23 protein-coding genes are annotated in these 19,346 nt (G+C 55.4%); 13 read left to right on the top strand and 10 right to left on the bottom strand.

What is annotated here, in order from left to right; all coding sequences use genetic code 11:
* Window positions 1-89: 89 nt before the first annotated feature.
* Both H7848_RS11265 and H7848_RS11260 read left to right on the top strand, forming a co-directional pair.
* The gene (locus H7848_RS11265; RefSeq protein WP_208351409.1) at window positions 90-818 is read left to right on the top strand and encodes a Crp/Fnr family transcriptional regulator; all 729 of its coding nucleotides are present in this window, start codon (window positions 90-92) and stop codon (window positions 816-818) included.
* Window positions 815-2,182 carry an MATE family efflux transporter gene (locus tag H7848_RS11260; RefSeq protein ID WP_208351406.1) on the top strand — a complete coding sequence of 456 codons (1,368 nt, stop codon included), beginning with the start codon at window positions 815-817 and terminating at the stop codon, window positions 2,180-2,182. The genes H7848_RS11265 and H7848_RS11260 overlap by 4 nt, the downstream gene beginning before the upstream one ends.
* Here the strand turns inward: H7848_RS11260 and H7848_RS11255 are convergent.
* From H7848_RS11255 to H7848_RS11245, 3 genes are read right to left on the bottom strand one after another with little or no spacing between them, the layout of a single operon-like run.
* Complete coding sequence (locus tag H7848_RS11255) at window positions 2,179-3,120, bottom strand: DNA topoisomerase IB (RefSeq protein ID WP_208351404.1); 942 nt, start codon at window positions 3,118-3,120, stop codon at window positions 2,179-2,181. The two genes, H7848_RS11260 and H7848_RS11255, sit on opposite strands and share 4 nt — an antisense overlap.
* Window positions 3,096-3,311: a hypervirulence associated TUDOR domain-containing protein gene (locus H7848_RS11250; RefSeq protein ID WP_208351401.1), complete on the bottom strand. Its 216-nt coding sequence runs from the start codon at window positions 3,309-3,311 to the stop codon at window positions 3,096-3,098. The genes H7848_RS11255 and H7848_RS11250 overlap by 25 nt, the downstream gene beginning before the upstream one ends.
* Window positions 3,312-3,314: 3 nt before the next feature.
* Window positions 3,315-4,112: a formate/nitrite transporter family protein gene (locus tag H7848_RS11245; protein ID WP_208351398.1), complete on the bottom strand. Its 798-nt coding sequence runs from the start codon at window positions 4,110-4,112 to the stop codon at window positions 3,315-3,317.
* Between the two features lie 106 nt (window positions 4,113-4,218).
* On the opposite strand from H7848_RS11245, the gene H7848_RS11240 reads away from it, so the two are divergent.
* Genes H7848_RS11240 through H7848_RS11220 form a run of 5 tightly spaced genes read left to right on the top strand, consistent with a single transcriptional unit; the run spans window position 4,219 to window position 8,301 of the window.
* Window positions 4,219-5,676 carry a TrkH family potassium uptake protein gene (locus tag H7848_RS11240; protein ID WP_208351396.1) on the top strand — a complete coding sequence of 486 codons (1,458 nt, stop codon included), beginning with the start codon at window positions 4,219-4,221 and terminating at the stop codon, window positions 5,674-5,676.
* Between the two features lie 3 nt (window positions 5,677-5,679).
* The gene (locus H7848_RS11235) at window positions 5,680-6,333 is read left to right on the top strand and encodes a potassium channel family protein (protein WP_208351395.1); all 654 of its coding nucleotides are present in this window, start codon (window positions 5,680-5,682) and stop codon (window positions 6,331-6,333) included.
* A 59-nt stretch (window positions 6,334-6,392) separates the two neighbouring features.
* Window positions 6,393-6,656 carry a DUF7218 family protein gene (locus H7848_RS11230; RefSeq protein WP_208351387.1) on the top strand — a complete coding sequence of 88 codons (264 nt, stop codon included), beginning with the start codon at window positions 6,393-6,395 and terminating at the stop codon, window positions 6,654-6,656.
* 8 nt (window positions 6,657-6,664) lie between these two features.
* Window positions 6,665-7,600: an amidoligase family protein gene (locus H7848_RS11225; protein ID WP_208351380.1), complete on the top strand. Its 936-nt coding sequence runs from the start codon at window positions 6,665-6,667 to the stop codon at window positions 7,598-7,600.
* On the top strand, window positions 7,597-8,301 hold the full coding sequence (locus H7848_RS11220) for a gamma-glutamyl-gamma-aminobutyrate hydrolase family protein (RefSeq protein ID WP_208351377.1): 705 nt from the start codon (window positions 7,597-7,599) through the stop codon (window positions 8,299-8,301). Before H7848_RS11225 ends, H7848_RS11220 begins: the two co-directional genes overlap by 4 nt.
* A gap of 195 nt (window positions 8,302-8,496) precedes the next feature.
* Here the strand turns inward: H7848_RS11220 and H7848_RS11215 are convergent, their stop codons facing one another.
* The 6 genes from H7848_RS11215 to folK form a co-directional block, all read right to left on the bottom strand.
* Window positions 8,497-9,372 carry a lysophospholipid acyltransferase family protein gene (locus H7848_RS11215; RefSeq protein ID WP_208351375.1) on the bottom strand — a complete coding sequence of 292 codons (876 nt, stop codon included), beginning with the start codon at window positions 9,370-9,372 and terminating at the stop codon, window positions 8,497-8,499.
* A 269-nt stretch (window positions 9,373-9,641) separates the two neighbouring features.
* Complete coding sequence (locus H7848_RS11210) at window positions 9,642-10,235, bottom strand: exopolysaccharide biosynthesis protein (RefSeq protein WP_208351373.1); 594 nt, start codon at window positions 10,233-10,235, stop codon at window positions 9,642-9,644.
* Between the two features lie 12 nt (window positions 10,236-10,247).
* On the bottom strand, window positions 10,248-10,937 hold the full coding sequence (locus H7848_RS11205) for a DUF2062 domain-containing protein (RefSeq protein ID WP_208351370.1): 690 nt from the start codon (window positions 10,935-10,937) through the stop codon (window positions 10,248-10,250).
* Between the two features lie 13 nt (window positions 10,938-10,950).
* The gene (locus H7848_RS11200; RefSeq protein WP_208351367.1) at window positions 10,951-13,086 is read right to left on the bottom strand and encodes a RelA/SpoT family protein; all 2,136 of its coding nucleotides are present in this window, start codon (window positions 13,084-13,086) and stop codon (window positions 10,951-10,953) included.
* Window positions 13,087-13,098: 12 nt separating this feature from the next.
* Window positions 13,099-13,452 (bottom strand): DNA-directed RNA polymerase subunit omega, encoded by a 354-nt coding sequence (gene rpoZ, locus H7848_RS11195; RefSeq protein WP_208351365.1) that lies wholly within the window; start codon window positions 13,450-13,452, stop codon window positions 13,099-13,101.
* A gap of 78 nt (window positions 13,453-13,530) precedes the next feature.
* On the bottom strand, window positions 13,531-14,118 hold the full coding sequence (gene folK, locus H7848_RS11190) for a 2-amino-4-hydroxy-6-hydroxymethyldihydropteridine diphosphokinase (RefSeq protein WP_208351363.1): 588 nt from the start codon (window positions 14,116-14,118) through the stop codon (window positions 13,531-13,533).
* 97 nt (window positions 14,119-14,215) lie between these two features.
* Between folK and H7848_RS11185 the strand changes: the two genes are divergently transcribed.
* Window positions 14,216-14,791, top strand: a complete 576-nt coding sequence (locus H7848_RS11185) for a LabA-like NYN domain-containing protein (protein WP_208351361.1) — start codon at window positions 14,216-14,218, stop codon at window positions 14,789-14,791.
* Window positions 14,792-14,824: 33 nt separating this feature from the next.
* Here H7848_RS11185 and H7848_RS11180 read toward each other — a convergent pair whose 3' ends face one another.
* Window positions 14,825-15,892, bottom strand: coding sequence for a Hint domain-containing protein (locus H7848_RS11180; protein ID WP_208351360.1), 1,068 nt, complete (start codon window positions 15,890-15,892; stop codon window positions 14,825-14,827).
* 141 nt (window positions 15,893-16,033) lie between these two features.
* Here H7848_RS11180 and ispH point away from each other — a divergent pair, with 141 nt between their 5' ends.
* From ispH to H7848_RS11155, 5 genes are all read left to right on the top strand, one after another.
* Window positions 16,034-16,984, top strand: coding sequence for a 4-hydroxy-3-methylbut-2-enyl diphosphate reductase (ispH, locus tag H7848_RS11175; protein WP_208351359.1), 951 nt, complete (start codon window positions 16,034-16,036; stop codon window positions 16,982-16,984).
* Window positions 16,981-17,430 carry a DUF3429 domain-containing protein gene (locus H7848_RS11170; protein ID WP_208351358.1) on the top strand — a complete coding sequence of 150 codons (450 nt, stop codon included), beginning with the start codon at window positions 16,981-16,983 and terminating at the stop codon, window positions 17,428-17,430. The genes ispH and H7848_RS11170 overlap by 4 nt, the downstream gene beginning before the upstream one ends.
* Window positions 17,427-18,026: a class I SAM-dependent DNA methyltransferase gene (locus tag H7848_RS11165; RefSeq protein ID WP_208351357.1), complete on the top strand. Its 600-nt coding sequence runs from the start codon at window positions 17,427-17,429 to the stop codon at window positions 18,024-18,026. Before H7848_RS11170 ends, H7848_RS11165 begins: the two co-directional genes overlap by 4 nt.
* Window positions 18,019-18,471, top strand: a complete 453-nt coding sequence (gene rnhA / locus H7848_RS11160) for a ribonuclease HI (protein ID WP_208351354.1) — start codon at window positions 18,019-18,021, stop codon at window positions 18,469-18,471. The genes H7848_RS11165 and rnhA overlap by 8 nt, the downstream gene beginning before the upstream one ends.
* A gap of 334 nt (window positions 18,472-18,805) precedes the next feature.
* Window positions 18,806-19,291 (top strand): hypothetical protein, encoded by a 486-nt coding sequence (locus H7848_RS11155; protein WP_208351350.1) that lies wholly within the window; start codon window positions 18,806-18,808, stop codon window positions 19,289-19,291.
* The last annotated feature ends 55 nt before the right edge of the window (window positions 19,292-19,346 follow it).

Raw genomic sequence — 19,346 nt, 5'->3', positions numbered from 1 at the left:
ATTTATTGGGGTAAATCTGAGCGATCTATGGAACAATTCAAAAAATCACGCATTAAACTATGACATAGCAACAACAGACAAAAGAAGACATGACGACATCTTGCCGAAACTGTCCCTTGCGTCGCCGCGCGCTGTTCGACCCGATCGAAAGTGACGAGTTGGACTTTATGCAGCGCTTCAAAAGTGGCGAGTTATCGGTCGACGCCGATACTCTGCTGATGATGGAGGGGTCAAACAGCCCGCAGCTTTTCACGGTACTTAGTGGTATGGGGCTGCGATACAAGACGCTGCCCAATGGTCGCAGACAGGTCGTAAACTTTGTGTTTCCCGGTGATTTTCTTGGACTTCAGGCCGGTGTGATGAACGAGATGAAGCATTCGGTCGAAGCGACGACATCAATGACTTTATGCGTCTTCAATCGATCTGAACTGTGGAATTTGTTTAAAAATCACCCAGGACGTGCCTATGATCTGGTTTGGCTGGCGTCGCTTGAGGAACATTTTCTGGGCGATGCCCTGACCGCGGTCGGTCAACGCGACGCTCTGGAACGGATCAGTTGGAGCTTTCACCGCATCTACATCCGCATGACAGAACTGGGCCTTGTGACTGGTCAGGGATGTCAATTGCCCTATCGTCAACAGGACTTGGCAGATGCATTGGGGCTATCGTTGGTTCATACAAACAAGACATTGAAAAAACTGCGTGATATGCAGGTTGCGTCCTGGAATGAAGGCCGGTTGACGGTCAGCGATCTGGATCGCCTGGCTGAATTGGCCATGGTCGACGATCATCATGTTGAAACACGCCCATTGATATGAGCGGATCGCAAAATCTGACACAAGGCCCGCTGTGGCGCGCCATAGCTGTGGTCAGCGCGCCAATGTCGATCGGCATTCTGGCGGTTCTGTCCATTGGTCTGGCCGACGCGGTCTTTCTGGGTCGCTACAGCTCGACCGCGCTGTCGGCTGTCGGCTTTATTTATCCTGTGACAACGGCCATCACCTCGCTGGCCATTGGGCTAAGTGCGGGGGCAAATGCGGCCATTTCGCAAAGCATAGGCGCCGAGGACGGCAGTTCGAACCGTCTTGCCGTGCATGCGATCGGCATATCCTTGGCGCTGTCGGTGGCCGTGGCGATGCTGGTCTGGCTGGCAACCCCCCTTATATTCCGCACACTTGGGGCCGGTGATGCTGTCTTCGCTGACATCAGCGGATACATGTTCTGGTGGGTGATAAGCTTTCCGTTTCTGGTTCTGATGATGGTGATCAACGCCGCTTTTCGCGCCGACGGTGACAGCGTTGTTCCGGCAGGTATGATGGTTCTGGCCGCTGTCGTGAACATCGCCCTGGATCCGATCCTAATTTTTGGCTGGGGCATGATCCCCGAACTGGGCACCCAGGGCGCGGGGCTGGCGACATTGGCGGCGCGTATCGCGGCGGCCGTCGGTGCAGTTGCCTTCATGATCTGGTCACCGCGGCTGTGTTGGCCCAAGGAGCCACTGAAAAATCTGGTACGTTCCGCCCGCCGGATATTGTCGGTCGGGCTGCCCGCGGCCTTTTCCAATGCCATAAACCCCGCAGGCATGGCGATTGTCACCGGCACGGTCGCGTGGATCGGCGAAACTGCTGTTGCCGGCTTTGGTGCCGCGACCCGCGTGCAGTCTTTCGTACTGGTGCCCATGCTGGCGCTGTCAGCTGGCATAGGACCGGTTGTGGGTCAGAATTGGGGGGCCAAGGAAAAAGGACGCGCCTGCGGCAGTGTCGTTCTGTCATTTAACGCATGTGTGGCCTATGGGCTGACCATCGGTGTTCTGCTGATCCTGACAGCGCCTTGGATCGCGGCCCTGATCACCCCTGATGAGAACGCCCAAAGTTATACGATTTCCTATCTTCGGATCGTGGGCCTTAGCCTGTTTGGATATGGCATTATGGTTGTCGGCAACGCCGCGCTGAATGCCCGCGACAAGGCGCTTTGGTCGATGGGTGTCGGGCTGATCCGTATTGCTGCCGTCTATGCCCCCTTTGCAGCACTTGGCGCTTGGGCCGTTGGCTATACCGGCATCATGCTGGCCGCTGTTGCCGCAAATCTGGCGGGTGCGGCACTTGCGATCTTTGCGTGTTACAAAAACGATCTGATGCCCAAGGTTGGCGCGCCGATTGGCAAGTTTATCCGGCTGAGTTAGGACAGCAGTGTCAGCAGTTGCGTTTCCGCCTTGCGCAGGCCAGACTTCGGTTCGCCCTCAGGTGGGGCAGTTTTAGCTTTCACCAGATCGATAACCTTCGGATGGATATAGCTTTTCCGAGCAATCGTGGGTGTGTTGTGTAAAGCTGCGGCCGCTGCTTCACTGATAGAGGTCAGCGTCGCATCCTGATTGGCCGCCTCAAGCGCGGCGACAGATCCGTTCCAGGTTCGAAAAGTCTTGGCGGTGAAATCATCACCATATGACCCGATGACATCGTTTATCTTTTCTGAACTGACAGAATGCGTCTGCCCTGCATCGTCCACCCAGACACAAAGCTCAGCGCCAGGCAGATCGCTGACTTTTCCCAAGATCCTAGCCAGACGTCTGTCCAGTTGTTTTTCCACCAGATGTCCACCTTTCGCACGATACTTCAATACCGCTTTCCTAAGATGATCGGCCCGAAGCGTCGTGGCGCCAAAAGTTTCGTTTTCTTCGGCGTATTGCGCATTTCCGACACGCAGAGAATAGCGATCCATCAGCGCAAGAACACTGGCGATGGCCAGTTCTTCGGACCCGATATCGGCCTGTAATCCTTGGGATATCTTTCGCCTGATGGCTGGCAGCGACATGCCGAAGTCAGCCAAACCGTCGAACTTCAACTTATCACGAAAGCTCGCCCAGTCAGGGTGATAGCGGTATTGCTTGCGCTGACGTGCGTCCCGGCCAGTGGCCTGTAAGTGCCCGTTTTCCAATGGACAAATCCAGACCTGCTCATACGCGGGCGGAACGGCCAGCGCGATTAAGCGGTCCCGTTCGGCGCCGCGGTCAATCCGAGTGCCGTCTGGTGCTATATAGCTGAATCCCTTACCGCGCCTTTCCCGCTTGATGCCCGGACGATCATCCGGATAATAAGTCAGGCCGCGCGGATTTCTGTGCACGATTTCAAGACCTTGTCACCATCTTCCTGCTTGATTAGATAGGCCGGCTCATCTTCGCTGGCGGCACGTGTCACATCGGTGCCCTTCAGCGTTTTGGTGACCTTTTCCTTGTGCACCTCGACAATTGTGCCTTGGGCCGTGCCATCGCCCCAGTCCCATTCAACCTGATCGCCTTTTCTATAGCTGGCCATTTTTCAATCCTTTTCCACTTCCAGTTTCACCTGCGCCCACGCCAGCAATGTAAAGATCACGGTGCCCCCGATCACATTGCCCAGAAATGTCGGCACGAAAAATACTGTAAATCCTTCGATGATGCCCATTTGACCGGTCAGGATCAGAAACGCCATTTCCACGGAACCCGCGACAACATGGGTAAAGTCACCCATCGCGATCAGCCAGGTAAACAAGATAACGATCAGAACCTGCGCACTGGGCGCGCTTGGGATCATCCAGACAATGGCCGCGATAAGTATGCCCGCGGGAATGCCCCGCACCAGACTTTCGCTAAACCCATAGCCTGTTGCGTGCTTTGACAGGTCGTTGACGATCCCTACAACCTCGGCGCTCAAACCGCTGGAAAATGCCATGAAAGCCGCCGCGACAAAGGCGCCAATCACATTTGCGAACAGCACGATGCCCCATAATTTCAGCATCTGAACGGTGCATTTCAGCGATCGTTCATAGATCGCCGGAATGACCGTCGTGATCGTGTTTTCAGTGAAAAGCTGCATCCGACCCAGAATGACCAGCAAAAAGCCCATGGAATAGCCAAAATTTTCAATTGCAAAACGCCATTCGGTATCGGGTAATGACGCCCGCAGATAGGCTTCGGTCAAAACGGAAAAGCTGATCAGAATGCCTGCTGCGATGCCGGACCAGAAAAGTGAGGTAAAGGGGCGGGCCAGTTCCTCTTCACCAGCTTCGCGAATGACCGTAAACACATCGCGTGCTGCAATCGATGTTTGACCGTCAGCATTTTCAGCATTTGACATAATAAGCCCTCTTCCATTCGTAAAGTTATTCGACGACAATAACGCACAACTAAATATTTTGTTCCATGACATAGGAACCAGGCGGCCGGATCGGCGTTCAACACTCATGCAAAAGTCAGCAAAATCATCCGGTGCAGACGCACTTTTACAACGTGCGCGGCCAACTGTCGTCGGTCTGACCCTGTTAAAGCATATGCCGGTTTTCCCGGCCCTTTTTACGCCACCGTTGATTGTCGCGCTGATCGAAGCTGAATATCAACTGGCTATCGCTTTGGCTGCACCCCTTATTTTAAGCGGCCTGCTGTGGTTGCCTGTGGCCAAAAGGTCTCTGCCCGCCGATCTGCGCCGGATCGAGGCGATGGTCTGTCTTGGCATCCTATTCTTTCTGGCCGCGGCCTTTTCCGTACCGGCCTTCATGGCGCTTGGCATGCGGCCCGTCGACGGGATGTTCGAAGCCATGTCGGGCATCACCACAACAGGACTAAGCGTCGCCAGCGCACCCGATGACTGGCCTATCGCGGCCCATGTCCTGCGTGCATGGTTGCAATGGTGCGGGGGGCTGGCGATGGCAACCGCGGTGCTGGCCCTGATCCTGGACCCCGGTTTGCCCGCCCGTCAACTGGGCCGTGTCGGCATCGATGATCGGGATTTTCTGACATCCAGCCGCGCACAGGCCCGGCAATTGCTGATCGTTTATGTTACGATCACGGTGATTGGCGCACTTGGGGCCAGCCTGTTGTTGCCAAATGTGTGGGAAGCCATCGTCGTGACATTGGCCGCCGTGTCGACAGGCGGGTTTGCCCCGCGATCGGACAGTCTGGCCAGCTATTCGCTGGTTGCGCAGGGTTATGTCATCTTTATGTGTGCGGCGGGCGCGGTGTCCCTGCTGTTTTACATCCTGCTGGCGCGCAACGGGTTTCGCGCAGCACTTGATTTGGGATCGCTTCAGCGGGTCGGCGGGGCCTTGGCGATCTTGCTGTCTGTCTATGCACTTTATGACATATGGGCGAACGGATGGGACCCCGTCGCGCTTTATCAGCGGTTTCTGGACCTGATCAGCGGGCAAACCACCGCGGGGTATTCAACCGGACCGATGCCCGCTGCGGCACCGGCTTTGCTGATCTTTATCATAGCCATGATCGTGGGCGCCGATATCGGATCAACCGGCGGCGGGCTAAAGATCACCCGGATCATTCTTTTGGGCAAAGCCGTCCGCTTTACCTTTTCCCGCGCCCGCAGCCCGGACAGCGCTGTTCTGTCCCTGAAATCAGGTGGTCGCAAGGTGGATTACGACACACTTGTCGCACTGATGGCGCTGGTTTTGCTATATATGATCACCGTTTTCGTCATCTGGTCGATTTTCCTGATCTATGACTATCCGCCCGTACCCGCCCTGTTTGACACGGTGTCGACGCTGTCTACGGTGGGGCTGTCGACGATTGTCGGCTCTGATCTGCCCGATCCGGTGAAGATTGCCCTGACCGTCGGCATGTGGCTTGGGCGGTTGGAATTCATTGCCGTTCTTGTTCTTATTCTTCCACGCACTTGGTTCCGCAGGAGGTGACGCATGCGCATCGTGATTGTTGGTGGCTCTCAATTCGGGGTGGCGACCGCTGAAAAGTTCATTGACGGCGGTCATGACGTCGTCCTGATCGATCAAAGCCGCGAAAGGCTGGATCAGCTTTCCGATCGGTTGGATTGCGGGATGATCCAGGGCGATGGTACCTTGCCCACCATCATGCGCGATGTCTTTCAGTCGGACAAAGACGTTCTGATCGCGCTGACAAATGAATCCGAAGATAACATCCTGTCATGCCTTGTCGGGCGGTCGGTCGGATTTGGCCGTGTCATTCCCCAGATCATCACCGCCGATCTGCTGGCAGTGTGCGAAGAACTGGGGCTAAGCGATGCGATCACGCCCCACGCGACAGTGGCCGACAGTATTGTATCCAGCATCGTGGACGAAGCCGATACAGAACCGGCTGTGAAGCTGCACAACGATCTTCGTCTTGTCAGTCATTGCGTGACATCGAAAATCGACGGACAAACCCTGGCGGATCTTGATATCTCAGATGAAACCCGCATCATTGCCCATATCCGTGACACTGACGAAAAACTGCCTGATCCTGATATAAAGCTGGCAAAGGGCGATCACATTCTTTTTGTCGCCCGAAAGAACCAACGCGAAGCACTGGCCAAGCTGTTCAGCGGGACTGGATGAAGCGACGGAACAAAATGCTTTGGCATGCGTTTCTATAATCGCACTGAAAGGAGCAGACGATGTCAAAAGATCACGGATCGTCCATCAAAAATGACGACACCTACGAAGCACTGCGCGACAAGGGCTACAGCAAATCCAAGGCGGCCGCGATTGCAAATGCGCAGGCCAACGATCAGATGTCACCTTCGGAAAAGGGCGGCAAGGCCCAACCCTATGAAGAATGGACCAAGGATGAACTGTATGAGCGCGCGCAGGAATTGGACATCGACGGGCGGTCGGATATGACCAAAAATGAGCTGATTTCGGCGCTGCGGTCGAACTGATCTTATTCATGACCAATCCACTGCTGTCCCTGCCCCGACCTGAAAATGCCGACGGAGACCCGCGTCTAGTCGGCGTTGAGATCGAACTAGGCGGTCTGGACGAACGACAGGTTGCCGATGTTGTGGCCCAGACATTGGGCGGCCATGACGAAAAGCAGGATAAAACCGTCCATATGGTGCGCGATACCAGATTGGGCGATATCAAGGTTTATCTTGATACCCGCTTTCAACCTGATGCCGACAGCGTCGTGGCCAATATTGCGCGCACTGTGGTGCCGATTGAGATTGTAACCCAGCCCACAGAACCAGCATTGATCCCTGATCTTGATGCCCTTTGTGCCAGGTTGCGTGAAGCCGGGGCAACGGGCACGCAGAATAATTTGCTGCTTGGGTTCGGTGTGCATCTGAACATCCAGATCACCGGTGACAATATCACAGATATTCTTCCGACTTTAACGGCCTTTGCCCTGCTGGAAGATTATCTGCGCGCCACTTACGAGTTGGACACCACCCGCAGAATTCTACCCTTCACCGCCCCCTATCCACGCCGATTTGTCGACAAGTTGGTCAGTGAACCACCCAGCGATATTGATGCCTTGGCCAGGCTTTATCTGGATGAAACGCCGTCGCGCAACCGTGGTCTGGACATGTTGCCGATCCTGGCCCACCTGCGCCCGGATTTCGACTATGGCCCCTCAACCTCGTCCCGGCCTGCCTATCACTACAGGATGCCGGATTGCCGCATCGATGATCCGGACTGGTCGATCACGGGTGAGTGGAACCGGTGGGTGCGCATCGAAAGCATTGCGCATGATCAAAACCTGCTAGACGAACTTAAAGCGGCGTGGATTGCCCATCGAAGCAGCCTGACAACGATACGCCCGGACTGGCACCATAGGGTGGACGAAATCCTGCGCGATACAAATGCCGGGATACCAGCATGACCCGCCCACGCATTGCTGTCACGGTCTCAAAACGATCAGGCTGGCGCATATTTCCGCTGATGGCGCTGAATGTCTGGCTGGCCGGGGGCCGCGCCATCCGCTGGCAGGACGCCGAACAGATCGAATTCGGCAGCATCGATGGTGTGATCATCGGCGGTGGCGACGACATATCACCGATGCTTTATGGCGGCGAACTTCTAGCCGAAGCGCGCCTTGACCCTGCCCGCGATGAAATGGAAAAACGCATTCTGTGCGAGGCCTTCGATCGCGACCTACCCACCTTTGGTATCTGCAGGGGGTCGCAGATGTTGAATGTGGTGCTGGGGGGGACGTTGGATCAGGATGCCTATGCGACTTATAAATCCCGCAAATACCGCACGATTTTGCCGCGCAAGACGGTCCAGATTGAACCGGACACGCTGCTTTCGAAGAACCTGGAAAAATCGGTGTTGAAGGTGAACGCGCTGCACAGTCAAGCGGTCGACAGTTTGGGCCGGGGTCTGCGCGTCGCCGCCCGTGATGACGGCGGCATGATCCAGGCGGTTGAGCGGACATCGCCCCCCTTTGCCCTGGGCGTCCAATGGCATCCTGAACATATTTTCTACAGCAAAAGCCACCGCGCCCTGTTCCGAACGTTGATCAAGATGGCAAAGGCCGACACATCCCCCAACGCCGCCCCTGATCTTCAGGTTGAAAGCTAGAGTATTTTTCCTAAAATCAGCAGCACCTTATCCACTTATCACGCCCGGTGGGCACCACCGGGCAGCGGCCCGGCCCGCCCCCGTCACGCCGCAAGCGTGCTTTCAGCACGGCGCGGGCGCTTTCAGCCCCCACCCTCGGGCCGGTCGCTGCCCTCAACTCTCATCAAGCAAAGCGCGGGTTACCCGAATAGTTCTCTAAGCCTTTTTCCGCCAGCGACGGTGAATCCAGAACCACTGTTCGGGTTGTGCCTCGATCCGTTTTTCCAAACACGCGTTCATCTGCGTCAACATGTTTTCAGGCGTGCTGTGGGCAATCGGAGCGTCAAGTTGGATGTCAAAGGTCAACCCATCCTCCCGGCGCGCGCCAAAAAACGGGATCAATACGGCGTTGTACTTCAGCGCCAGGTCGGCCGCGGACAGCGCCGTCGGGGCAGGTTGGCCCAGAAACGAGATTTTCGGACCTTTCCGACTATAAATATCGAACAGCAAAACAGCGATGCCGCCGGATTTCAGGTATTTGACAAAGCCCGCGGTACCCCGACGCCCCTGTTCGAAAACGGGGCCGCTGATATCCATCATCGTCTGCGCATAGTGTTCATTGAAAAACCGGTTCGCCATGGGCCGATAAAGCCCGCCGATCTCAAAGCCCATCGCCGTCAGCGCATAGCGTGGTGCCTCATGATTGCCAAAGTGACCGGTGACCAGCAGTACGGGCTTGCCCGCCGCTACAGCCTCTTTCAGCGCCTCCAGACCGGGCCCCGATATCGGACTGGCCTGCGCCTGTCGCATCAGACCCTTGGGGGAATAGGTTTCGATAATCGTACGACCTGCGTTATCGGCAACAGCGCGCGCGATCTGCCGCTGTCGGTCTGCGGGCATTTCAGGATAGATATAGGCCAGGTTTTTTTCGGCCCGGACGATGTAACCGGCCAGTGGTGCAATGATCCGCGCCGTCAGCCAGCCCATAGCCCGCACGCGCACAGTATAAGGAAACAGTTTTATGAATGCGATCAGCGTCCGCAAAAGCCGGTCAACCAGCCAATCCCCCCAGCTTCTGCCCTCATTGACCATAAAGATGCCCCTCGTCTGCAGACCTTCTGATAAATGCGGCGGGAAAAGTTCTCAATCACTTATCCTGTCATGTTTCCGTTGCACGACTGATGCCGCCGCGTCACACTTTTGTGGTACGTTAAAGATACCACACAGCGCTGATGCTTTTGTCATGATCTTTCACGCAATCGATACGACCAACACCGACCCACTATGCGTCAAACTGGCCCCGCAGCACGTCGAACAATTATACCGCGAAGCCCACATGGCATTACCTCGAATTGTTGCCTTTAGATAATTTTTGAGATGACAAATAGTGGTATTGAGGCTGAAATTGTCATTAAAATGCAACCCACCACCACAAACAGCCCATCCCGCGCCAACAGGCTGATCGAGATACTCAGCACTGCCGCCCCTATCAAAGTGGATGAAAAAGGGATCGCCTCAAGAAACGGGATAGTCAGGCCCGCAGCGACCGGCAATGCCTGAACAATATATATGAAAGGTGGCATCACCAGCAGTCGAAATCGCCGTCTTGAATGACGATCCAACCAGCTGGCCAATCCGCGCAGTTTTTCGACACCGTATTTCAGGCGGTCATTACGCACCTCGCGCCGGGCAATGAAACCCGGCAGCCAGACATGGCGGCGGCGCAGTACCATTTGCCCCGCGATCAGCGCGATGGTCAGCCCACAGATCGAAGAAAAGAACGGGATACCACTAAGCGGCGATATCAGCAGCAGTGCGGGCACCATCAGCATAGGCAGGAAAGACGTCGTCCCAAAGGCCTGCATCAACCGGCCGACAGTCGTGGGTGTTCCGCTTTGACTGATATCATCTAGGCGCTGCAAGACGTCTGTGACTGAATGCACCTCAGCCGACATGGGTAAATGTCTTTATTGCGGCGGTGTTTTGGCGGCCTTTTTCGCGGCGGCGGCTTTCTTGTTTTCTGCGGCTTTGCGCGCAGCCTTTTCGCGCAACGCGGACAGCTTGGCCTTGATCTGACCTTTGCGGCGGTTCTGATAGGCGCGGATCAATGGCACGCTGATGAAATAGGCGATATAACCCACAAGAATACCGGGGATAAGCCCACCGATCATATAGGGATAGAACACATCGCTGTAGAACACCTGCAGGCCGCTCCAATCGGCCGTACGGTCGGTGAAAATTGCCAGAAAATTGTGCCAAAGATCATCCCCTGCATCGACAAACTTGCCGCCCAGGGTTCGTTCTACCTCAGCCGAACGTTCTTTGCCCAGAAGGAAGTACCCCGTATTCAGCGAGATGATGCCGATGGGCACATAGGTCAATGGGTTGCCAAAAAAAGTTGCTAGAAGCGACGCTAGGACATTTCCGCGCATGAAGTACGCGATCGTACCGGCCACCACGAAATGCATCCCGTAAAAGGGGGTAAAAGTCGTGAAAACCCCGGCCCAGATGCCGCGCGCGATCTTTTCAGGTGTGTCCGGCAGACGGCGCAAACGATGTTTGACATACACGGCGGCACGGCCCCATCCACCGCGGGGATAGAAAAACTCCCTCACAATCTGCAAAATGCTGCGTCTGTCGCGGCGTCTGAAGATCAACGGTACAAATTCCCTATTCGGCGGCTGCCGCCAAACCACGCCCCGGATCACGCAGGCGATCCACCGCAGCAATGTCGGTTTCAGCCTCAAGCGCCGTCATGACAGCATGCAGATGTTCGATGTCACGTAAATCTAGGTCCATAATAAGGCGATAGTAGTCCGGTTTTCTGTCAATAAAATTAAGGTTGCTGATATTCGCCTTTTTCTCGCCAATCAATGTGCAAATACGCCCCAGGACACCGGCATCATTGGTAATCGTCAATTCAAGCGTCACAGTATAGATTTCGGGGTGCGGGCCTTCGTGCCAGCGCAGGTCGACCCAGCGTTCGGGCTGTTCTTCGAATTCGGCCAGTTTGGCGCAGTCGATGGCATGTACAACAACACCCTGCCCCCGCACCGTGATCCCCACAATCCGTTCCCCCGGCACAGGCTGACAACAGGGGCCCCGGCGGAACGACTGATCAGGACGCAGACCAACCACCGCCCTGTCTTTCGAAACCACATCCCCCTGTTTATCCGCCAATGCGGGATAAACAGCCTCGACCACCTGACGCGTTGTGATTTCGGCACTTCCAATAAGCGCCAGAAGCTCTTCCCGGTCGGAAATTGCCAGGTGACGGGCTGCGGTTTCAAGCGCCTTGTCCGTCGCGCGTTTGCCGATATTAGAGAAAGCGACGCGGGCCAGTTCCCGACCCAGTTTGACAAAGCGGTCGCGGTCTTCGTCACGCAGAGCCTTGCGGATGGCGGATTTGGCCTTGCCGGTCTTTACAATGTCGATCCAGGTGGCCTGTGGTGTCTGACCTTCAGCTGTTATGATGTCGACCGACTGTCCGTTTTTCAGACGCGTCCATAGCGGCACGCGCAACCCGTCGACCTTGGCGCCCACACAAGATCCGCCAATACGGGTATGAATGGCATAGGCGAAATCAATCGGCGTCGCCCCGCGCGGCAGCTTGAAAACATCGCCCTTGGGTGTGAAACAAAAGACCTGGTCGGAATACATCTCAAGCTTGACGGCTTCCATAAATTCGTCGTGATCTTCTGCGGCTTCAAAACGTTCGGTCAGGCCCGCGATCCACTTGGCCGGGTCAACCGCAAAGGGGTTTTCGGACCGCACACCGTCACGATAGGACCAATGGGCCGCCACACCACTTTCAGCCACATCATGCATCTGGCGGGTTCTGATCTGAACCTCGACCCGTTTTCCATCACGCCCTGATACGGTTGTGTGCAAACTGCGATAGCCGTTTGACTTGGGCTGGCTGATGTAGTCCTTGAACCGCCCCGGCACCGCCCGCCAGCGCTGATGAATTGCGCCCAAGGCTCGATAACAATCGCTTTCGCTTTGCGTGATGATCCGAAACCCATAGATGTCGGACAGGCGCGAAAATCCCTGTTCCTTTTCCCGCATCTTGCGCCAGATCGAATAGGGTTTCTTGGCGCGACCAAAGACGTCGGCCTCGATATCGGCTTCTTCCAATTCATCGCGCATGTCGCTGGTGATCTTGTGGATCACGTCACCGGATTCGCGCTGCAATGTGATAAAGCGCCGGATGATAGACGCGCGGCCTTCGGGGTTCAGAACCTTGAACGCCAGATCTTCCAGCTCTTCGCGCATCCATTGCATCCCCATGCGACCGGCCAGGGGGGCAAAGATATCCATCGTCTCGCGCGCTTTCTGGGCCTGTTTTTCAGCCCGCATCGCCCGAATGGTGCGCATATTGTGCAGCCGGTCCGCCAGCTTGACCAGAATCACGCGCAAGTCCTTGGACATCGCCATGAACAGCTTGCGAAAGTTTTCGGCCTGCTTGGTTTCGGTCGAGGTCAGCTGGATATTCGTCAGTTTTGTAACACCATCGACCAGCTCGGCGATCTCTTTCCCGAACAGTTTCTCAATTTCGGAATAGCTGGCGCGGGTGTCTTCGATGGTATCATGCAAAAGCGCCGTGATGATCGTCGCATCATCAAGACGCTGTTCGGTCAGAATGGCCGCAACAGATACAGGATGCGTAAAATAAGGTTCGCCCGATTGGCGCATCTGCCCATCGTGCATCTGGCGGCCATAGTCATAGGCCGCCTTGATCTTTTCTTCGTCCGTCTTGGGATTGTAGCTGCGGACAAGCGCAATCAGATCATCGACTGCGATCATCCCGCCATGTTCCTAACGTGGACCTTGCGCTTCCATTAATGCCCGCAGAAGCTTTTCTTCAGACATATCGTCTTGCGCAGGTTTGTCGGCCTCGGCCCCCATCAGAAGCGCCATTGCATCTTCTTCGGGTTCGTCGACCTCGATCTGGGTCTGGTTGGCTTCGATCATACGTTCGCGCAGATCATCGGCCGACTGTGTTTCCTCGGCAATCTCACGCAGGCTGACAACCGGGTTTTTGTCGTTGTCACGGTCGATCGTCAGGGGCGAACCGCTTGAGATTTCACGCGCACGATGTGCCGCAAGCATCACCAGCTCGAACCTGTTCGGAACTTTGTCAACGCAGTCTTCAACCGTCACGCGGGCCATAGGGCTCTCCAATATCGCAAATGCTTTAGGAAGCGCAGCTTTTACGCCCTTATTTTCATATTGACAAGGGGCTTTGGGTTAAATCCGTTTGATCTGGGCGATGTCTTTTGCGGGCAGGCGCTGCAGCATTTCTGTTACCGTCAGGCGCAAAACAGGATGTGCCCAATCCGATGCGATATCCTGTAACGGTACCAGTACGAAAGGTCGGTCCTGCAGACGCGGGTGCGGCAGAATGAGCTCATCTGGTGTCCGCACACGCTGTTTATCGCCCGGCAGGGTCAGCCAGTGATTGAAACGTTCATGATTCGGCAGAATTGTCTGACCAACTGCCAAAAGATCCAGGTCCAATGACCGACTGCCCCATCTTTGCACTCGCTCACGACCGAAAACCGTTTCTATTTCGTGCAATAAGCTCAATAAAGCGTGAGGCGTGTATTTTGTCTCGAACCGGACGGCTGCATTCACATAATCTGCGCCGTAACCGACAGGAAAACAGGGGGTCGCATAGCAATTGCTTGTTTCAATTGAAATCGTTAATCTTTTCTCAATCTCGAAGCAGGCCTTTTTGATTGTTTCCAAAGGCTCACCAAAAGATGACCTTGCGTTACTACCTAACGAAATCAGCGCAGTATTTGCGGCGACTTCTTGCACATGGGGTTGCGACATCCGGATTTTTCTCTAATTTAAGTCATTAGTTCTGCAGTATTTCATATCAATCACTCACGGCAACACCCCGCAGAGCTTACATCTGGAAGGACGATGAATGTTTTATCAAGGCGAACGGCTGGCGCTGTTCATTGATGGTTCAAATCTTTATGCGGCAGCCAAGGCCCTTGGATTTGACATCGATTATAAACTTCTGCGGCAGGAATTTATGCGTCGTGGCAAGCTATTGCGCGCATTTTATTACACCGCACTTTTGGAAAATGACGAATATTCGCCTATCCGCCCGCTGGTGGACTGGTTGCACTACAACGGGTTTTCCATGGTCACAAAACCGGCCAAGGAATACACCGACAGCCAGGGGCGGCGCAAAGTCAAAGGCAATATGGACATCGAACTGACCGTCGACGCGATGGAGCTTTGCCCTTATGTCGATCATGTTGTTCTGTTTTCGGGCGATGGGGATTTCCGCCCGCTGATCGAAGCGCTGCAGCGCAAGGGCGTTCGGGTGTCGGTCGTTTCGACCATTCGCAGCCAGCCCCCCATGATCGCGGACGAATTGCGTCGTCAGGCCGATAACTTCATCGAACTGGATGAGTTGAAAGACGTTATCGGTCGCCCACCTCGCGAACCGCGTGAATATGAAACCGAAGCCTACGAGACTGAAACAGAGTGATTTGGAAAGCCGGGATTTGACCCCGGCTTTTTGTTAGGCTGCACGCAATTCTGTTGCAAATTGCGAATAAAGAACGGCCACCGCATCACGACGGCGAAGCGCCAGCCGCGCCGTCACTGATGTGGTCCTGTTGTCAGGGGAATGAAATAATGGCTCACCCGGCAGCCGCGTTTCAGTCCAGGCGCCATCTGATCTGATCACCTGATGGGTGGCACATTCCACATGATAATAGGTGATACCACTGTCAGGCACATGCCGGTGGGCCAGCCCTGCATCAACGAAAGCGATAGCGGGCACAAAGACCTCGGGCTCGCCGGTCATCAGTTCGACAAATGCCCCCCTGACCAACACACGGTGTTGCGGTGAAATACACAAGGGTGCCGTATTTCCAACAAGCCCTGCCGCCAGAACAACCGGTCTTAGGTTATCCCTGCTTTTGATCCATTCGCACGGCACGCGGGTTTTTTCGACGACCGCGATCTCGACCAAACCATTGTCGCGGGTCATGATCAGATCACCTGGGGCCAGCGCCTGGACCGGCCGGCACCCTTCTGCAAGTTCGATCATTGTGCCGGCGGCGAAACAGGCGATCTGATCACTTGGTGTAGATCCAGAGTTGTTGCCGCCGACGTATGTGCCCAGGACCGTCCCGCCGGGCGGGCTGACAGCAGGATCACCAGGCGAGGCTGTCGGATCGATAAAGGAATAGCCCGCCGTCACCAGCCCCCCTGGGTTATTAGGGTCCTCGAACCGCAGGGCCATGATCTGAAAACCGTTCGAATATTCCTCGATCAGTTCGGCCTGAATTTGCGTGCCCACCGGAAAGGTCGTTGTAATAACAGACCCGCCCTGCAGGTATGTCAGCGTCACCGGCTCTGCCAATTCCTGCGCGGCACTTGTACCGTCGTCCAGCACATCGTCCGTGCCCTGGCTGCCATCATCCGTATCGTTGATTTCGATAAACTGCGCCGCTTCGTTTCCGTGAGTGAAGGTGCCGCCCGGCCCAGTAGACGCATTCGTGTCACTTGGCCCAAATGCCTGTTGACCTGAGCCATTCAACAGATTTTGCGCGCTGAAGATCGCGATTGTATAAACAGCCATCTAATCCCCACCAGATGTGCATGATACTCACCTATAGCGTGTATTCGGCAGATCTGCGACGCTTTTATTCATGTCGCATTGCAATATATACCATCCTGTGGTCGACATGATGAAAATTGCAGCAACATGGGTAACCAGCCAATGGCAAAACCAGCCCTGACCTTATATCTGGCGGCACCGCGCGGGTTTTGCGCCGGTGTGGATCGTGCCATCAAGATCGTTGAAATGGCTTTGGAAAAATGGGGCGCGCCGGTCTATGTGCGCCATGAAATCGTGCACAATAAGTACGTGGTGGATGATCTGCGCGGCAAAGGGGCTGTTTTTGTCGAAGACCTGGATGACTGCCCCGATGACCGCCCGGTGATCTTTTCGGCGCACGGCGTGCCCAAGGCCGTCCCGGCCGAGGCCGCGCGCCGCGAGATGGTCTATGTCGATGCCACCTGCCCCCTGGTCAGCAAGGTTCATATCGAGGCCGAGCGTCACCACCAGAACGGCCTGCAGATGATCATGATCGGACATGCGGGGCATCCTGAAACAGTGGGCACCATGGGGCAACTGCCCGACGGCAAGGTGCTGCTGGTCGAAACGGTTCAGGATGTCGCGACCGTCCAGGTGCGCGATCCCGAAAAACTGGCGTTCGTCACCCAGACCACGCTGTCTGTCGATGACACCGCAGATATCGTCGCGGCCCTTCAGGCACGCTTCCCGGGCATCGTGGGGCCGCATAAGGAAGATATCTGTTATGCCACGACCAACCGACAGGACGCGGTCAAGGCGATGGCACCGAAATGCGATGCGATGCTGGTGGTGGGGGCCCCAAACAGTTCCAACTCCAGGCGTCTGGTCGAGGTCGGCGCGCGGGCGGGTTGCGGCTATGCCCAGTTGGTGCAACGCGCCACAGACATCGATTGGCGGGCACTGCAGGGTATTTCGACCCTTGGCATCACCGCTGGCGCCTCAGCCCCCGAGGTGCTGATCAACGAAGTCATCGACGCCTTCCGCGACAGGTTCAACGTGACCATCGAACAGGTCGTCACAGCTGAAGAAAACGTCGAATTCAAAGTGCCCCGCGTGCTGCGTATTCCGGCATGATATCCATCCCACGTTCTGCCCTTCTGCTTGGTCTGGCCGGACTGATCCCCTTTGTCTGGGGTGTTCTGACGACGATCTTTCCATCGCTTTGGCATATGTCATTTGACACTTTGGGCCCGCGTTTTGTAGGGCCGTTCATCCAGATTTCATATGGCACGATCATCCTGGCCTTTATGTCAGGCGTCCTTTGGGGGTTTGCCACCAAGACCACCGGCACCCAGGCTGCCATTGGGTATGCGTTGTCGGTCATCCCCGCCCTCTGGGCGTTTTTCTTCGTGGGCGGCGGACCAGTCAGCGCCTCGATCTATCTGATTTTCGGCTTTATCGGGCTGCTAGGGCTGGACTGGCAGTTCTGGCGCAACAATCTGGCACCCCCGTGGTGGATGCAATTGCGCGTCATGTTGACTGTTGTGGTTATCGGATGTCTTGGGATCGAGCTGATATGACGGATCATCTTACCATTGCCGTTTACTCCAATCAGGCCGAGACGTATGCCGACATGGTGTCAAAGGGCGAACCGGATGCCGATCTGCAAAGTTTTATTGATGCTATCCCTGCAAATGGACGTGTACTTGATCTAGGCTGCGGGCCGGGCAATTCGGCTGCCATGATGCGCGACGCCGGGCTTCAGGTCGACGCCACCGATGCATGTCCACAAATGATTGAACTGGCAGAAAAGCGTCATGGCATCATCGCCCGGCTGGAAAGTTTCGCCCAGTTGGATAGTATTGCCTGCTATGATGGAATATGGGCCAACTTCAGTCTTTTGCACGCAAAGCGTGATGACATGCCAGAACATCTGTCCCAGATCCATCGCGCCCTGCATCCGCACGGCTATTTCCATATCGGAATGAAACTTGGGACGGGGGCAAAACGCGACAGGCTGAACCGCTTCTATACCTATTATTCGGAAGCCGAACTGACGGATCTGCTGGAACAGCATGGGTTTAGCCCACTTTATAAGCGTCAGGGCGAAGGCAAGGCTTTGTCGGGCGAGATAGCCCCTTTTATCATTATACAATCCCGGAAAACAGATGACTGAATTATTCGCCTATACCGACGGTGCCTGCAGCGGAAATCCCGGCCCTGGTGGGTGGGGTGTGCTGCTGATCGCGCGCAAGGGGGACAAGGTTGTGAAAGAGCGTGAGCTGAAAGGCGGCGCCGCAGACACCACAAACAACCGTATGGAGTTGCAAGCCGCCATAGCCGCGCTTGAGGCTTTGGAACGCCCATCAAAACTGACCGTTGTGACCGATAGCGCCTATGTCAAAGGCGGTGTGACCGAATGGATGTACGGCTGGAAAAAGAATGGCTGGAAGACGTCAACAAAGAAACCCGTCAAGAACGAAGACCTGTGGAAACAGCTGGATCAGGCAAAGGCCCGTCACAAAATCACGTGGGAATGGGTCAAGGGGCACGCAGGCCACCCCGAAAACGAACGCGCTGATGCCCTGGCACGGGCCGGAATGAAGCCGTTCAAGAGCTAAGTAGAGATTTATTTGACCTAACGTCAGTCACGCAAAACGTGATAGATTTTCGGCTTTCACGAAAACTTGTGTAATATTTCACGAACGCACAGAATAAATATATGATTTAAAACGATTTATTGCCACTCAGATGGCACCATATAGCTCACATCCCTTTGATGTGCATATTCGCACAATAAGGCGTTCGGTTTTCGCCAATACCAAGTCGAAACAGGCAACCCTAGATCAATGTTATCCGACGAGCGGGCCGGTCAAAACGGTCCACCCGCCAAAAACGGCCAACAAAGCCATACACACCTAAATGGCCACGAGGCCTGAAAAAAAGGAAAAGACAATGTATGTAAAAGCATCTCTGACCGTCCTTGCCCTAGTTATCGCGGCACCTGCGTTCGCCAATAACAATCTGGCCCGTTCTGTCGGCGTTGAGCCTGGCGTTTACACTCTGAACGAACTGGCCGCCATCAAAGCCGCACGCGAAAGCGACGATGTGATCGGCTTTGGGAACCGCGTGTCCGAGGTTGTTTCGACCCAAAGCATCGGCACATCCGCTGGTCAAGCGCAATTGGCCGCATCTCTGGGTGTTGATGCCAGCGACTACACCTTGGGCGAACTGGCCGCACTGAAATCGGCCCATGAAACCGACGGCGAAAACTTCCGAGTCAATGTTGGCCCGAATGAGGTCATTTCGACCCAAAGCGGCATCAGCGCAGGTCATCGCCAACTGGCCGCATCGCTTGGACTGGATGCAAATGACTATTCGCTCAGCGAACTGGCCGCAATCAAAGCCGACCGTGAAGACGACGTTGCAGGGCGCATCTAAACAAATGCGTCACTTCTGACGATGAAACAACGGGGCTGCCTTAACGGTGCGCCCC

Source organism: Pseudaestuariivita rosea, from assembly GCF_017592335.1.
Lineage (GTDB): Bacteria > Pseudomonadota > Alphaproteobacteria > Rhodobacterales > Rhodobacteraceae > Parasulfitobacter > Parasulfitobacter rosea.
This window is presented reverse-complemented; position numbering and strand designations above follow the sequence as displayed.

Bases quoted from the DNA above. Each gene is read 5' to 3' on its own strand.
- folK (WP_208351363.1), bottom strand. From the start codon at position 14,118: ATGTCGCAACCCCATGTGCAAGAAGTCGCCGCAAATACTGCGCTGATT.
- H7848_RS11240 (WP_208351396.1), top strand. From the start codon at position 4,219: ATGCAAAAGTCAGCAAAATCATCCGGTGCAGACGCACTTTTACAACGT.
- H7848_RS11155 (WP_208351350.1), top strand. From the start codon at position 18,806: ATGTATGTAAAAGCATCTCTGACCGTCCTTGCCCTAGTTATCGCGGCA.
- H7848_RS11245 (WP_208351398.1), bottom strand. From the start codon at position 4,112: ATGTCAAATGCTGAAAATGCTGACGGTCAAACATCGATTGCAGCACGC.
- H7848_RS11180 (WP_208351360.1), bottom strand. From the start codon at position 15,892: ATGGCTGTTTATACAATCGCGATCTTCAGCGCGCAAAATCTGTTGAAT.
- rpoZ (WP_208351365.1), bottom strand. From the start codon at position 13,452: ATGGCCCGCGTGACGGTTGAAGACTGCGTTGACAAAGTTCCGAACAGG.
- rnhA (WP_208351354.1), top strand. From the start codon at position 18,019: ATGACTGAATTATTCGCCTATACCGACGGTGCCTGCAGCGGAAATCCC.
- H7848_RS11215 (WP_208351375.1), bottom strand. From the start codon at position 9,372: ATGGTCAATGAGGGCAGAAGCTGGGGGGATTGGCTGGTTGACCGGCTT.
- H7848_RS11200 (WP_208351367.1), bottom strand. From the start codon at position 13,086: ATGATCGCAGTCGATGATCTGATTGCGCTTGTCCGCAGCTACAATCCC.
- H7848_RS11170 (WP_208351358.1), top strand. From the start codon at position 16,981: ATGATATCCATCCCACGTTCTGCCCTTCTGCTTGGTCTGGCCGGACTG.
- H7848_RS11185 (WP_208351361.1), top strand. From the start codon at position 14,216: ATGTTTTATCAAGGCGAACGGCTGGCGCTGTTCATTGATGGTTCAAAT.
- H7848_RS11220 (WP_208351377.1), top strand. From the start codon at position 7,597: ATGACCCGCCCACGCATTGCTGTCACGGTCTCAAAACGATCAGGCTGG.
- H7848_RS11235 (WP_208351395.1), top strand. From the start codon at position 5,680: ATGCGCATCGTGATTGTTGGTGGCTCTCAATTCGGGGTGGCGACCGCT.
- H7848_RS11250 (WP_208351401.1), bottom strand. From the start codon at position 3,311: ATGGCCAGCTATAGAAAAGGCGATCAGGTTGAATGGGACTGGGGCGAT.
- H7848_RS11230 (WP_208351387.1), top strand. From the start codon at position 6,393: ATGTCAAAAGATCACGGATCGTCCATCAAAAATGACGACACCTACGAA.
- H7848_RS11210 (WP_208351373.1), bottom strand. From the start codon at position 10,235: ATGTCGGCTGAGGTGCATTCAGTCACAGACGTCTTGCAGCGCCTAGAT.
- H7848_RS11165 (WP_208351357.1), top strand. From the start codon at position 17,427: ATGACGGATCATCTTACCATTGCCGTTTACTCCAATCAGGCCGAGACG.
- H7848_RS11260 (WP_208351406.1), top strand. From the start codon at position 815: ATGAGCGGATCGCAAAATCTGACACAAGGCCCGCTGTGGCGCGCCATA.
- ispH (WP_208351359.1), top strand. From the start codon at position 16,034: ATGGCAAAACCAGCCCTGACCTTATATCTGGCGGCACCGCGCGGGTTT.
- H7848_RS11265 (WP_208351409.1), top strand. From the start codon at position 90: ATGACGACATCTTGCCGAAACTGTCCCTTGCGTCGCCGCGCGCTGTTC.
- H7848_RS11225 (WP_208351380.1), top strand. From the start codon at position 6,665: ATGACCAATCCACTGCTGTCCCTGCCCCGACCTGAAAATGCCGACGGA.